Raw genomic sequence first — 14,551 nt, forward strand, 5'->3', positions numbered from 1 at the left:
TTAAAAAGTAACATTATCAATTAGCCTCACTTTTCCCACCTGAACAGTAATACAGCCAATTTTTTCATTTGTGTCCTCCCAGCTTTCTATCGGGAGCAGCTTTGTGTCATCCACAATCTCAAAATATTCGACCGAAAGATATGGGTTTTTATTGATTTCTTCAATAACCCAGTCCCTCAATTCAATTACGCTTAAAGCGGGCACTAAGTTACGAGCTTTAAATAAAGTTTCAGATATTTTTGATGCATTTTTTCGCTCTTCTAAAGAAAGTAAAAGATTCCTGGAACTCATTGCCAAACCATCTGTTTCTCTAATGATTGGGCAGGCTACAACACTTACACTTAAGTGAAGATCCTTCACCATCTGCTTAATAACAGCCACTTGTTGAAAATCCTTTCTTCCAAAATAAGCGTTATCCGGCTCCACCATATTAAAAAGTTTGCTTACCACCTGTGCCACTCCATTAAAATGACCAGGACGGTTTTTTCCTTCCATTACCTGATCTAAATGCCCAAATTTAAAAACACGGGAATCGGATTCCGGATATATTTCCTCCACCTCCGGAATAAAAATAAGATCCGGTTGATAAGCTGATAACTTGTCCAAGTCTTCCGTAATAGTCCTGGGATAAGTTTTTAAATCATCAGGATTATTAAACTGTGTTGGATTCACAAAAATACTAACGACAGTAACATCATTATTTTTCACAGATTCCTTCGTCAAAGACAAATGTCCTCGATGCAAAGCACCCATGGTAGGAACAAAGCCAATACTTTTTCCTTTAGATTTATAGCTACTGATTTTAGACTTCAAATCAGCTACAAGCTTTACTATTTCCATCTTCTTATGCTAATCATTAATAAATCCTATAGATTTTTGTTTGCGAGTGCAAATAAAATAAATAAATAAATACAAGCGAAATTATAAATGCATTTAATTGTATTGTAGGAGCTTTAACACTCTTCTGACCTCCGATTTGTTAAATATTTTTACTAATTTTGCGCTCATAATCTGTATTAATATTAGCGACTATATGAAAAAGACAAAAGTATTGTTTGTTTCACAAGAAATTACCCCCTACCTTCCTGAATCCGAAATGTCTGAGATAGGCCGATATCTTCCTCAGGGAATTCAAGAACAAGGTAAAGAAATAAGAACCTTCATGCCACGATACGGTTGTATCAATGAAAGGAGAAATCAGTTACACGAGGTAATCCGTTTGTCTGGAATGAATTTAATAATTGATGACACAGATCATCCATTAATTATTAAAGTTGCATCAATTCAAGCCGCCAGAATGCAGGTGTATTTTATCGATAACGAAGATTATTTCCATAGAAAAAAGATCTTATTGGAAGAAAATGGAGATGGCTTTGCTGATAATGATGAAAGAGCTATTTTCTTTGCAAGAGGTGTTTTGGAAACAGTAAAAAAACTTCGCTGGGCTCCCGATGTGGTACATTGTCAAGGATGGTTTACGGGTTTAGTTCCTTTATATTTGAAAAAAGCATTTAACGAGGATCCTTTATTTACAGATACAAAAGTGGTATTTTCCATTTATGATGATGAATTCCCTACACGTTTCAGTAATGAATTTAAGAGGAAATCAATTGTGGAAGGTGTGAGTGAAAAGGATGTGGAAATACTGGAAAATGCAAACTATGTTTCCTTACACAAAATTGCGATTGATCAATCTGATGCTATTATCATGGGAAGTCCAAAAATTAATGAAGAAATAAAAGCATACGCTTTAGCTTCAGGAAAACCATTTTTGGATCACAAGAATAAAGAAGAATATATTACTGCTTATGCTGAGTTGTATGATACACTAGTAGCAGAATAAACAAATATCATTTTATTAAGAAAAAAGGTGCATTAAATCAAAAGGTTGAATGCACCTTTTTTGTACTTCGTAAAAATAACAACGATGTTTGGCTGATTGTTCAACTTATTGTATTTTTAGAGGGAAATTTATGATAATTATATATCATCCGCAAGAAAATATCCTGTAAGGAATAATAAGACTTGTGAGTTGTTTTAATTCAATACAAATTGCGAACTGGTTTCGTGTGGTACCGAAACTGAAACATTAATATTTATGTGTGGAATAGTTGGTTACATTGGCAGTAGAGATGCATATCCAATATTAGTAAATGGTCTAAAAAGATTGGAATATCGAGGTTATGATTCAGCAGGAATAGCACTTCGTACAAATCAAACTCAGGTTTTTAAATGCAAAGGCAAGGTTCAGGATCTTGAAAATCATGTAAAAGGTAGTGATGTGTCAGGAACACTAGGGATTGGTCACACACGCTGGGCAACTCACGGAGAACCAAATGATGCAAATGCGCATCCTCATAGTTCAATGAATAATAAGTTTGTCATTATTCACAATGGTATCATCGAAAATTATTCTACTCTTAAGGAGAAATTGGAGAAGCGAGGTTATACTTTCCAAAGTGATACTGACACAGAAGTATTAGCGAACCTGATCGAATACATTTATTTAAAAGGAGGAGTTTCTTCAGAGATAGCGGTTCGTTTAGCGCTTACAAAAGTAATTGGAGCCTATGGATTGGTGGTGATTTGCGAAGATGAACCAAATCAGTTGATTGCTGCCAGGAAGGGTAGTCCGCTAGTTGTTGGTGTTGGTGAGGGAGAATATTTTTTAGCATCAGATGCAACCCCAATTATTGAATATACCCAAAGTGTTATCTACCTAAACGATAATGATGTTGCAATTATTAGCAGAGATGAGTTGGTACTGAAAACGGTTCAAAATGGCAAATTAACACCTCATATTCAGCAACTAGACTTGGACATTGAACAAATTGAAAAGGGTGGCTATGATCATTTCATGCTTAAGGAGATATTTGAGCAATCCAGTTCAATTCATGATACCATCAGAGGTAGAGTTTCCACCAAGAACAACGAAGTTTTTTTAGGCGGAATAAATGATGTGATTCCCAAATTAGTAAATGCCAGAAGAATCTTAATTATTGGTTGCGGAACTTCCTGGCATGCAGGAATGGTAGGAGAATATCTATTTGAAGAGTTCGCCAGAATTCCTGTAGAAGTAGAATATGCCTCTGAATTTCGTTATAGAAACCCAGTAATATTTAAAGATGATATTGTACTCGCCATTAGTCAGAGTGGGGAAACCGCAGATACCTTGGCAGCAATTAAATTAGCCAAAGAAGCAGGAGCAACGGTTTTAGGAATTTGTAATGTTGTAGGTTCCAGTATTCCGAGAGAAACACATGCCGGTGTTTACACACACGCCGGACCAGAAATTGGAGTTGCCTCCACCAAAGCATTTACAGCGCAGGTAACAGTTCTTACCATGATGGCAATGGTAGTAGGATATAGAAAAGGTACCTTACCAAAAGAGGAGTACCACAAATTAATTCAGGAATTTGGAAAGCTACCTGCTAAAATCAAGAAAATTTTAGAAAAGGATGCTGAAATAAAAGAATTATCAAAGCAATATGTTGATTCAACCAATGCCCTTTATTTGGGACGTGGATATTTATTCCCAGTAGCATTGGAAGGCGCTTTAAAATTAAAGGAAATCTCCTATATCCATGCAGAAGGATATCCTGCTGCTGAAATGAAACATGGTCCTATTGCACTGATAGATGAACAAATGCCTGTTTTTGTTGCAGCAACAAAAGATAAATCCTACGAGAAAATTGTTAGTAATATTCAGGAAGTAAAAGCCCGAAAAGGACATGTGATTGCTATTGTTACTGAAGGAGATTCGGTAATCAGCAAGATGGCCGACTATGTGATTGAAATTCCGGAGACACAGGAAGCATTAGCTCCATTATTAACCGTTATTCCATTCCAGTTAATTTCCTATTACATCGCTGTTTTAAGAGGATGTAATGTGGATCAGCCAAGAAACCTGGCAAAATCAGTTACTGTAGAATAAGACATTACCTATAAATGACAAAAGAGGCAAGTTTATCACTTGCCTCTTTTTATATCCCGTTGACTTCCCAACAAATATTGAGGAATGCTTATTTCAAAATAAATTGAGAAGTTCCGATATGATTTCCCTCTACGAAAACATCCACTTTATATTCTCCGGGAATTAAACTTCCATCGTTATCCCAAAAAATGGCGACTTCCAGTTGATCTCCCTCGTAATCTACTTCACGCTTTGCAGTATATACCAATTGGATATTTTCAAATTCAAATAAGCCGTTATCCGGATTTCCCAGAACCACTTCATCTGGTCTGCTAATTCGAACAAATAGCTCTTTAACACCAGTTGCAGCCGTAATATTCTTTCGAAGTGTAAAGCTTGTTTTCAGTTTTTTGGTTTTGGAAATCTTCTTAATTTCCTTCCCTTTTTTATTGATAGGATAACAGGTAAGACTCATCACATCCAGTGCAGAAGCCTTACTGATTACCTCCTTCATATTATCCGTCGATTCCTGTAGCTTCTCATTTCGCTCTTTCACCCAGGAAATCTGTTTTTTTACGCGTGAGTTTTCTGCAAAAAGTAGTTTGTTACGAGTATTTAAAGAATCTATTTGAACAATGTAATCTTTTAGAACACCTTTTAATGTGCCCAATTCTCTCTTATATTTATTGATTTCGGCATATGAATTATTTCGAAAAACCTTCATTCGTTCCAATAACTCAGATATTTTCCCCTGTTCCATTTTCAACTGAACATTCAAAGTATCGTTACTAGTCTGCAAAGAATCGTAATCCTGAGAAAGAAGTTTCAGCTCATTTTCCAAACTTAATTTCTCGGTTGTTATCTCACCAATATATCTTTTATTCTCGCGATGTTCCATAAAATACATCCCGGCAACAATCAGAAGAATAGCACCAAGTCCAATCAGAACTCCTTTATAAATCTTATCCTTCCTTTCGTTTACTCCATTTTCCGTCATAAAACTTGTATTTTTAATGCTTTGGTGCAAATTTACTTATCTTTTTTAAAATAGAAGATTTGGACTCCTATTTGTTTGTAAGCTTGCCTAAAATTGAAATATGAATCTGCAAAAAACATCTTGATTTTATTAAACTAGCAAAACAATCGCATTTGAAAAATACAAGCATGTAATATTTCGGTGCGCTGCACCTTTTGATATGGCATAAAATATTAAGCTATAAATATTGCGCAAGGCTGTTGCTCATTAACAAATTCGAATCAAGGGTTGAATATTTAACTTACAACTCTAAAAGTATGCAAGCCATGGGTTTTCCCCACGGTTAGTCAAATTAAACCACTTCGTGGCTTCAAAACTTGCCCCAAAAGGGGATATATTTTTAAAAAAAGAGCCATTTACAATTCACACAATCGATATATTTTTGAAAATATAGCCTATTTCTATACCGACAAGCTATATATTTTTCAACCGGAAGGGGTATGTTGATCCCGAAAGGGGGTATATTTCGAAAAACACATCTTTAAGAAAACCAAAAACGGGACAAATACCACATTAGTACTTGCCCCGGATTATTAAATATTATCGTTTTTTAATGAAAAAAATGCAATATTTCGCTACAAAATATTTCCAATTTTCACACCCAAATAGATGATTCGGGGATTTAACGGACCATAAACATATCCGGCATCCCGCGAAGCTCCATAATCAAAATCATTTTGGAAAGAATTAAATATATTCTTCACTCCAAGATCTAATTGCAATTTCACTTCTCTACCTAAATCAAAATGATATGCAAAGTTGATACCCAAATCCATAAATTGTTTTGTCTTCACCAAACTCTCCTGAATTTCATTTCCATATTTATCCTCTCCTCCCGACAAATGCATTAATGTCATCGCTCCGGTATAATTACCACTAAGCGTAGTAGTAAATTCGTGAAGAGGTTTCCAATTTAAAGCAAAATATCCGTAACGTTTAGGAGTTCGCAAAATTTCGTCGGTGGTACTATTTGCCACCTCATCATCTTCGCCCTGATCGCTAGCCTCATCATACTTACTGGACTGCAAAGTAAATCCCAATTGAAAATCGAGTTTATAGGAAGGTGCTAATTTAAACTCCACATTCACCCCCTGCACTACTGCATCATCTGCATTTTTTCGCAATGAAACCAAATTTCCATTTTCATCTATATTGCTGTATTCATTTTTAAAAGGATCTTTTAAATGAGTATAAAATCCCTCCGCAAGAAAGTAAGTCTGAACTTTTCCAATAGATTTGGTGTAATCCCATGAAAGCGTATAACTATCTGAAGTCTCCTCTTTTAAATTATCGTCTAATTTATGAATAATCCGTCGGGCAGCAGAAGCCTCAATGTGTAAATCCTCATCGAAAATTTGAGGTGCTCTGAAACCACTTGCGTAACTCACCCGCAACTGACTTGCCTTAGAAAGATTGAATAATACATTAGCTCGTGGGCTGAAAACAGTATTGGAATAATCTGCACCATCTACGGTATTCTTAATTTTATAAGTATCCATCCGAACCCCAAGCAGAAAATTTACAAAACCCAAAGTCCACTTTGTTTGTGCAAAAGCTCCAATAGTATTTGAACTTTGATCAGCAATATTTGTGGTTGGCACATGTTTATTCTCTTCGAAATTGTAATAACCTAATTTGTCATCTTTTAAACTATTATACACGTTTTCTATCCCCAAGGTAATATCTGCCGGAGCAAAAAGAAGATTCTCCGATTTTGTAAAGAACTGAATCCCTGTAGATAAGGCCAAATCCTTCGTTTTACCGTAGGCACTATAATCCGGAATAGCAACGGATAAGGCATTCCCATTTTCATCCTCCAAAGTAGCTGCTCCATAGTAGCTTTTTCGATTAATTTGCTGACCCGAAGCATAAACCGACAGTTTACTAATTCTATCCTCATTAAAAAACTGATCTAAAACCAAACCTCCTGAATTAATCCTATGACGTACTTCTTCGGCTACATTAGCTTCATGAGCAGGTAAATCCAACTGATCACCACCTCTTCGATATTCATCTACGGTATGGTATTCAAGCGTCAACTTGCTTAAATTCCCAAAGCGATGATACGCGCGCAATCCGGCACTAATATTTTCAATTTTCACCAAATCGGAATAAGCATCGCCGTTGGCATCCCAATCTTCACGATTCCGATTCATTCCAAAAATAAAGATTCCACTTTGCTTGTCATTTGCAACTACCGATGCATTAAAATCTACCGACATGTCATTACTAGTACCACTACCATTTGCACCAATACCTACGATTCCATATTTAGCTCCTGCCTTAAAACTATTACTAATGGGATCTTTGGTGATAATATTAATGGTTCCGGCTATCGCATTCCCTCCGAATAGTGCAGAACCACCTCCACGCACTACCTCTACACGTTGAATCATATTAGCAGGAATATGCTCTAATCCGTAAACACCGGCCAACCCACTAAAAATAGGACGACTATTAATAAGAATTTGAGTGTAAGGCCCTTGCAAACCATTCATTCGCACCTGTGTAAATCCACAATTATTACAATCGTTCTCTACCCGTAAACCCGGTGTAAATACCAATCCATCAGCAAGTGTAGCGGCTGAAGTTTGTTCTAGTAATTTGCTTGAAATAGAGTTTACCACTATAGGAGCATCCTTTCGTGCTATCTTATTTCTGTCGGCAGTAACCACTACCTGATCTAATCCAATAAAATCTTCGCTGATTCCAAAATCCAGTACTGCAGCTTTCCCATCTACCAAACTGATTTCCTGCTTATCTAATTTATACCCAACACAAGTTGCCACTACATGATAATGTCCTACGGGTACATTATCAATCACAAATTCGCCATCGAAATCGGTTACTGCACCAAAGGAAGATCCTTCCAATGCTACACTGGCATAAGGAATTGGTTCCTTACTATTACGGTCTGTTACTTTTCCTTTTATACTAGAGGTTAAATCCTTTGCTGACACAGAAAATACCACGACAATTAGCAAGACAATGCTAATGCCCAGAGACTTTATTATTCTCATTTCTTTATTTTTTTAGATTATTTGTTGTTGTTATTTTCCAGCCAATACACACAATAGAATTCTAGCACAGCTCATCAAGCTGCACAAAATATCCTAACTAAACGAAATGGTGGAATACCACAATTAGTGGTGATATGCTTAAATTCTAATATTTAAACAAAGAATGGCGGTGCGCGGTTGGGTAATAAAAATTCCTGAATATTGCCACGATAACAATATTCATAAGATGAAATACAATCTACCAGTTTCACCAAACAAAGTGCTAAAAAGAAAGCTGCTTCAAGCGCAAACAGGAAACCTGTTAAATGTTGAATAGAAAAGCATGCTTTTGCAGAATGATGATGCGGAGGTATGAGCGGAGAATTTCCTGATTTCTGAAACGGATGGGCATGCACAATAATACTTCCATCGGCAAATTTATGAACATGCCAGTTTAAAACTGCATTTGCCTCCAGTAACAAAAATGCTGGAAGTAGCAGACTTAAAAAAACAATTTTAAATTTCCGGAATTTGTTCATTGCAATCCGATTGGCATTACATTTTATTTTACGTAACAAAAGTAAGCCCTCAAATCAAACAACACAATACCTAATTGTTGGTATAAATTTTAAAAAAACATGCTTTTTAACATCCACCACCTAAACATTAGAAAAATAATCATCTAAAAACTGCTCATCAGCAATCAATTCGTATTTCGAAAACATCCTTTTTTTTCCAATTCGGTTGTAATAATCCTGTTTATGACATATCATCTCGGTTTGGAGCAGATACCAAAACTGCACGTGTTCCCATAGCTTATTTCCCGAATCGAATTTACTTCTTCCCTCGTAGGCAGCCTCAGTAAGTTGGTCTATTTCCGAACCAAATCGGTAAAATATATTCTTAAAAGCAATGGGATGAACCCCCGTTTGTTTCGCCTCATCAAAACGAAAATCGCCATATTCTATCAACTGCTGAATCTCAATGCTTCCTTCAAAATTAGTATCAATAGCATTTATTTTAGCAATCGCCTCTATAAATTGACCTGAAGAGAATTGTAAATACTCTTTTGCCATAGCTTGAAGCGAAAGTAAGGCTCGGTCTAAAAATTGCCATTCAGATGGCTGCAATATATGACTTACGAAAACATCCGCTTCCTCAAATTTGTCGTCGCCTACCAGCAGATCATTCAACTGGTTTATAACCTCTTTAATGGTATCCTTTTCATTTTTACCTATTTTCGAGATCCCTAAAAAATAATCCTGATAGCGAATGAAGCGCACCAATTGATTTTGAACCTGAAACTTCAAGCTTCGTTTCAAGAACAATTGCTTGCGATTCAGTAAAAAATGTAATTCGTTAGCCTTTAGAGATTCATTTGGCTCCTCCAATTTCAAAATCTGTTTGCTGTGTAATTCTATCTGCTTGCTATCAACGCTCAGTTTATCGCTGATTAACAAATTGCTGCTACCTCTTCTTTCTGTAGAGATATGATTCAATACTATTACTCCATTTCGAACAGCAGTTTTAATCATCGACATCAGAAGGCGATTCGCATTTAATTTATATTCCCGATCGAGGAAAACACAGTCTCCCTCTCTCCCTTGCAATTTGGATTCATATTTAAAAATATCCTTGTGTTGAATTTTACCCGGAAGCATACTTTTTAATACTGATACCTTTGGATTTACATTCAAATATTCATCGGGTAATATTAGGTGAGGAAACTGTTTTCGAAAAGCTAGCACTAATTTTTGTGATGCAGATTTCGCATCCACAACTGGATGCAGCTTACACGAAAAATCCTCTCCATAAAAAAGAGCGCATTTCAATCCTTGATTGGAGGCAAGCAAACAGAACGCAGCCTCCTTAAATCCACAGGTAGTAAATACAAAATCGAAATCAGTATTTGCTGCTCTTTGCAGGAATTTCTCTCTGTTGAGAGCGGAAAATGCCAAGGAATCACCCATTTTACTTTTATTAACTTATTTTTGTTTTGAATCTTTGTAATTTTGAAGTCGAATATCAATTATCAAAATCATAACCTTTGAAAAAAACAGCGCTTAGTATCCTTTTAGGATTCACAATTTCAGCTTTTATATATTCCTGTGCAAATGTTGGCTACCCAACAGGAGGACCGGTTGATAAAACGCCTCCCAAGGTGATCAAGACTTTTCCGGAAAATTATGCTTTGAATTTCAAAGGCGGAAAAATAGAAATTTTCTTCGATGAATTTGTTCAGTTAAATGACATCAGCGAAAATTTTGTGATCTCTCCACCTTTAAAAAAGAAACCATTAGTGAAATTAACGGGAAGATCTATTTATCTAAAATTGGAGGAAGAACTAAAAGAGAATACCACTTATACGCTTGATTTTGGAAAAGGAATTGCCGATAATAACGAAACAAATCCGCTGGGAGAATATCAATTTGTATTTTCTACGGGTGCTAGTTTAGATTCGTTAAGTATTCGTGGCAAAGTAGACAATGCTTTTAACGAATTACCGGTAGAGAAATCGATGGTAATGGCTTATTTAAACACCAATGATTCAGTTCCCCTTACTTTAATTCCCGATTATATAGCCAAAACAGATTCTGCTGGTAACTTCCAACTCAATCAATTACAAGCAGGTACTTATAAGCTTTTTGCTCTTGTAGATGGTAACCGTGATTATATGTATAATGGCCCCGGGGAAAGCATGGGGTTTTTCGATTCCCTGATTAAGCCAACAGCACATCGGTACGAACAACTCGACACCATTGCAGAAGATTCTGTTGTATTGAAAGAATATACCGCCTTGACGCCAACCAATATTCATATCAGAATGTTTGATGAAGAAAATCCGTTGCAGTATTTAACCACCTACAAAAGAAGCAGACGTGAAAAGTTAGAATTTAAATTCAATGCCAAACGAAGCGATAGTTTAAAGATTGATTTTGTGGGTGTGAACGAAAAATCGGACTGGTTTTTAATGCAAAAAAACAGAACTAATGATACGTTGAGCTATTGGATTACGGATGCAAATATATATAATCGGGACACTTTACTGGTAGCACTTCAGTACCTGAAAACAGATTCTGTGGGTCAACTCGTTCCCTTTATGGATACGGTAAAACTGAACTATAAAGATCCGAAGAAAGCCAAAATCTCGAGGAAGAAAAAGAAGAAAACCAAAATCAGGAAACCGGTTTATAATTTTAAGGTAAAAACGAGCAGTACTCAAGATTTAAATAAAAATATCAATATTAAATTCGAAGAGCCACTTGCCAAAGTCAATCTCGATAGTATTCATTTTTTTGAATTGAAGGATACCCTAAAAATTCCTCAGGCATTTACATTTGTACAAGATTCCGGAAAAATTTTAAGCTATAGTTTGCAAACAAAATGGAAGCCAGAAACCAAATATCAGCTGATTGCAGATTCTACAGCCTTTCAAAATATCTATGGCCTATATAGCGATAAATACACAGGAAGAATCACCACCCGCGATCAGGAATACTATGGCAAACTATTCCTAAATGTTTCAGGAGTAAATGGGTCGGTATTGGTTCAACTACTAAAGAGCGGAAAAAATGAAAAAGTAATAAAAACGAAGAAAATTTATTCTGATCAAACAGTTTTATTCGACTATCTGGCACCAGAAACTTATATCATTAAAATTATTGAAGATTCAAATGATAACGGACTATGGGATACCGGAAATTATGCTCAAAAACTTCAACCAGAACAAGTTTACTACTTCCGTAAAGAAATTAAGCTGAGATCAAATTGGGATGTAGAAGAAAAAATTAATATTCCAACGAATGGAATTGTAATTCAACCCTAGAACAAAAAATCTAAAATATGTCTGTATTAGTAGAATTCGCCATTTTCCCAACCGACAAAGGCGATAGCGTAAGTAAACACGTTAGCAAGGTTATCGATTTAATCAGAAATAGTGGAGTACCTTACCAGTTAACTGCCATGGGAACCCTGGTGGAGACAGCTACACTTCCTGAAGCATTGGATATTTTGAATCGTTCCTATCAGGTATTGGAAAAGGATTCTAAACGAGTATATATCACCATGAATATGGATATCCAAAAGGACAAAAACAATCGATTAAAAACGAAGGTGGAAGCCATCGAAAATAAGATTGGCGCTGTAAATAAATAATTTTTGTTACTGTTTAAGGTATATCCAAACCATATTCTATGGCATACCTATATCACCACTAATATTTAAATAAGTTGATTAAGAAACACCTTGCCTGCCTACTCCTGTTATTGGCCTTTGCACAAATTACAAAGGCACAATGCATCGAAAAGAATATTGCTTTTCAGGAAGGCGAAAAATTAACCTATCGCGGATATTACAACTGGGGATTTATATGGGTTGCTGCCGGAGAGGTGGAATTGAGTGTACAGCAAAGTCATTATCAGAATAAAGAAGCCTTTCATTTTTACGGCAAGGGCAAAAATGTGAGTGCTTTCGATTGGTTCTTTAAACTTCGGGATACTTTAAGTTGCTATGCCAATCGGGAAACGCTGGCACCCTTTTATTTCGACCGAAGAACCAATGAAGCCAAATATCATGCTCACCACGAGTACTGGTTCTCTTCCAATAAAAAGGAGATTTATTCCCGCATACAAAAAAAAAGCAAGCCCGTTCTATTCGATACGATAGCGAATAAGCCATGCACCTTCGACATTCTTTCCATAGCTTATTACGTGCGCAATCTTGATTTTTCGAAATACAAGAAAGGCACAAAGATTCCGATTAGCATGTTGGTGGATAATGAAATTCATGCACTTTATATTCGTTATCTCGGATTAGAAACCATTAAAACCAAGTCGGGCGAATGGTTCGAATGCCTTAAATTCTCTCCTTTACTAGTAGAAGGAACCATGTTTAAAGGTGGCGAAGACATGACCGTGTGGCTTAGTAACGATGATAATCGTATCCCAATTATGGTGGAAGCCAAAGTTTTGGTTGGGAGTGTAAAAGGAATTCTGGATTCCTATGAAGGACTTCGGAACACAAAAAACTCTTTCTTTAAAAAGAAATCCGGGAAGGTGGAGATTACAGAATAAACCCGAAGAAAACCAAAACTAATTCGAAACATCAAAAAACTATTTGGAGATAGGCTGAATCAATTTACGGCATCAAAAATTTGTTTGGTGATAGCCTGAACCAATTTACGGTATCAAAAATTTGTTTGGCGATAGCCTGAACCAATTTACGGCATCAAAAATTTGTTTGGCGATAGCCTGAACCAATTTACGACATCAAAAAACTGTTTGGCGATAGCCTGAACCAATTTACAGCATCAAAAATTTGTTTGGTGATAGCCTGAACCAATTTACGGCATCAAAAATTTGTTTGGTGATAGCCTGAACCAATTCAGAATTTCATTTTTGGAATAGAAGTAAAGCCTTTAATTTTGATTTCAAACAATTTAGGCCAGCGTTTACCGGTAACAAACAATCTGTTGTTTTCGGCATCCCAGGCAATTCCATTCAAAACATCATCGTTTTGATTCAATCGGAGTCTTTCTCTGGAGGTTAGAATATTTTTTAAATTCAGATCGCCCTCTACACGTCCCGTTTCCGGATTAATAATAACGATACGATCGGTAAGCCATACATTGGCAAATATTTTTCCATTGATATACTCCAGCTCGTTCAGGTTGGTAACTTTCCCTGCGTTATCATACACTTCTACTGTTTTTAGGTGCGAATAATCTTTCGGATTGAGAAATGTAAGGATATTCGTACCATCAGAAATCACCAATTCATCATTCATAGTAGTAATACCCCATCCCTGTCCGTTGCTGGTTTTCGGGTCAAAAACATCTACTTGTTCAAAAGTTTCGGGATCCATTACAAAGGCCTTTTGGGCAGTCCATGTTAGCTGAATAATTTTACCATCGCAATAGGTAATTCCTTCGCCAAAATATTCCTGTTCCATATTAAAAATAGATAGAACCTCTCCCTTTTCAAATTTCACTTTTCGCAAGGATGATTCCCCATTTTGTCCGGTACCTTCGTACAAGTAGCCATTACGATAAAACAAGCCCTGTGTATAAGCGTGTTTATCATGCGGATATGATTTCACAATTTCAAAGGAATACTGCTCAGGTGCCACATTCGATTTTAAATATACATGCGTGCTCACTTCGCCAATAGTTCCATCCACATGGTATGCCATCAGTTTTAAATTGTGTTTTCCCATGTTTGCCTTAGTGGGAGTCCATTTCCAATTCCAGGGAGCTTTCGTTTTAGTTTCCAAAAGTTCATTATCCCCAAATAATTGAACGGAATCGATATCTGCAGCACGTTTTCTGGGTATCATCACCACATCAATTGGTTTGCCAAAAACAAATAAATCGCCCCGATGCGGACTTTTCAAACGCAAACTATTTACAATCTGTATTGTTTTCTCCAATGATTTTGCAGACTTCTTTTTGTTGCTAAGACTTCGATTTTCACTATTACCGTTACACGATACTAATACAACAGCAAGCAAACCAAATATTACAGATTGACATTTCATTTCGATATTGTTTTTAGATCACTAATAAGAAGGAATATAAAAATACAAAAAACTGCCCCGAAGACTCAG

The 14,551-nt window shown here is 36.2% G+C and carries 11 protein-coding genes; 5 read left to right on the forward strand and 6 right to left on the reverse strand.

Annotated features, from left to right (window positions below; genetic code table 11):
* On the reverse strand, positions 1 to 840 hold the full coding sequence (panC, locus tag DLK05_RS11505; RefSeq protein ID WP_127344152.1) for a pantoate--beta-alanine ligase: 840 nt from the start codon (positions 838 to 840) through the stop codon (positions 1 to 3).
* A 193-nt stretch (positions 841 to 1,033) separates the two neighbouring features.
* On the opposite strand from panC, the gene DLK05_RS11510 reads away from it, so the two are divergent.
* Together DLK05_RS11510 and glmS are read left to right on the forward strand one after the other, a co-directional pair.
* Entirely contained in the window at positions 1,034 to 1,843 is an 810-nt protein-coding gene (locus DLK05_RS11510; RefSeq protein ID WP_127344153.1) for a glycogen/starch synthase, read from the forward strand.
* A gap of 255 nt (positions 1,844 to 2,098) precedes the next feature.
* Positions 2,099 to 3,934 carry a glutamine--fructose-6-phosphate transaminase (isomerizing) gene (glmS, locus tag DLK05_RS11515; RefSeq protein WP_127344154.1) on the forward strand — a complete coding sequence of 612 codons (1,836 nt, stop codon included), beginning with the start codon at positions 2,099 to 2,101 and terminating at the stop codon, positions 3,932 to 3,934.
* 88 nt (positions 3,935 to 4,022) lie between these two features.
* Here the strand turns inward: glmS and DLK05_RS11520 are convergent, their stop codons facing one another.
* The 4 genes from DLK05_RS11520 to DLK05_RS11535 form a co-directional block, all read right to left on the reverse strand.
* Positions 4,023 to 4,910 (reverse strand): DUF8429 coiled-coil domain-containing protein, encoded by an 888-nt coding sequence (locus tag DLK05_RS11520; RefSeq protein WP_127344155.1) that lies wholly within the window; start codon positions 4,908 to 4,910, stop codon positions 4,023 to 4,025.
* Between the two features lie 614 nt (positions 4,911 to 5,524).
* A complete protein-coding gene (locus DLK05_RS11525; RefSeq protein WP_127344156.1) occupies positions 5,525 to 7,969 on the reverse strand; it encodes a TonB-dependent receptor in 2,445 nt (814 codons plus the stop codon).
* Between the two features lie 152 nt (positions 7,970 to 8,121).
* Positions 8,122 to 8,487 carry a DUF8478 family putative metalloprotein gene (locus DLK05_RS11530; protein ID WP_127344157.1) on the reverse strand — a complete coding sequence of 122 codons (366 nt, stop codon included), beginning with the start codon at positions 8,485 to 8,487 and terminating at the stop codon, positions 8,122 to 8,124.
* Between the two features lie 120 nt (positions 8,488 to 8,607).
* Positions 8,608 to 9,918, reverse strand: a complete 1,311-nt coding sequence (locus DLK05_RS11535) for a hypothetical protein (RefSeq protein WP_127344158.1) — start codon at positions 9,916 to 9,918, stop codon at positions 8,608 to 8,610.
* Positions 9,919 to 9,995: 77 nt separating this feature from the next.
* Here DLK05_RS11535 and DLK05_RS11540 point away from each other — a divergent pair, with 77 nt between their 5' ends.
* The 3 genes from DLK05_RS11540 (at position 9,996) to DLK05_RS11550 (ending at position 13,020) form a co-directional block, all read left to right on the forward strand.
* Positions 9,996 to 11,774 (forward strand): Ig-like domain-containing domain, encoded by a 1,779-nt coding sequence (locus DLK05_RS11540; protein WP_127344159.1) that lies wholly within the window; start codon positions 9,996 to 9,998, stop codon positions 11,772 to 11,774.
* A gap of 17 nt (positions 11,775 to 11,791) precedes the next feature.
* Entirely contained in the window at positions 11,792 to 12,103 is a 312-nt protein-coding gene (locus tag DLK05_RS11545; protein ID WP_127344160.1) for an MTH1187 family thiamine-binding protein, read from the forward strand.
* 74 nt (positions 12,104 to 12,177) lie between these two features.
* The gene (locus DLK05_RS11550) at positions 12,178 to 13,020 is read left to right on the forward strand and encodes a DUF3108 domain-containing protein (protein WP_127344161.1); all 843 of its coding nucleotides are present in this window, start codon (positions 12,178 to 12,180) and stop codon (positions 13,018 to 13,020) included.
* Positions 13,021 to 13,330: 310 nt separating this feature from the next.
* Here the strand turns inward: DLK05_RS11550 and DLK05_RS11555 are convergent, their stop codons facing one another.
* A complete protein-coding gene (locus tag DLK05_RS11555; RefSeq protein WP_209319848.1) occupies positions 13,331 to 14,482 on the reverse strand; it encodes a glutaminyl-peptide cyclotransferase in 1,152 nt (383 codons plus the stop codon).
* Positions 14,483 to 14,551: the final 69 nt, after the last annotated feature.

Origin of the sequence: Ancylomarina longa, assembly GCF_003996985.1 — a bacterium.
Classification (GTDB): Bacteria; Bacteroidota; Bacteroidia; order Bacteroidales; family Marinifilaceae; genus Ancylomarina_A; species Ancylomarina_A longa.

Bases quoted from the DNA above. Each gene is read 5' to 3' on its own strand.
- DLK05_RS11525 (WP_127344156.1), bottom strand. From the start codon at position 7,969: ATGAGAATAATAAAGTCTCTGGGCATTAGCATTGTCTTGCTAATTGTC.
- DLK05_RS11520 (WP_127344155.1), bottom strand. From the start codon at position 4,910: ATGACGGAAAATGGAGTAAACGAAAGGAAGGATAAGATTTATAAAGGA.
- DLK05_RS11545 (WP_127344160.1), top strand. From the start codon at position 11,792: ATGTCTGTATTAGTAGAATTCGCCATTTTCCCAACCGACAAAGGCGAT.
- DLK05_RS11535 (WP_127344158.1), bottom strand. From the start codon at position 9,918: ATGGGTGATTCCTTGGCATTTTCCGCTCTCAACAGAGAGAAATTCCTG.
- DLK05_RS11555 (WP_209319848.1), bottom strand. From the start codon at position 14,482: ATGAAATGTCAATCTGTAATATTTGGTTTGCTTGCTGTTGTATTAGTA.
- panC (WP_127344152.1), bottom strand. From the start codon at position 840: ATGGAAATAGTAAAGCTTGTAGCTGATTTGAAGTCTAAAATCAGTAGC.
- DLK05_RS11530 (WP_127344157.1), bottom strand. From the start codon at position 8,487: ATGAACAAATTCCGGAAATTTAAAATTGTTTTTTTAAGTCTGCTACTT.
- DLK05_RS11510 (WP_127344153.1), top strand. From the start codon at position 1,034: ATGAAAAAGACAAAAGTATTGTTTGTTTCACAAGAAATTACCCCCTAC.
- glmS (WP_127344154.1), top strand. From the start codon at position 2,099: ATGTGTGGAATAGTTGGTTACATTGGCAGTAGAGATGCATATCCAATA.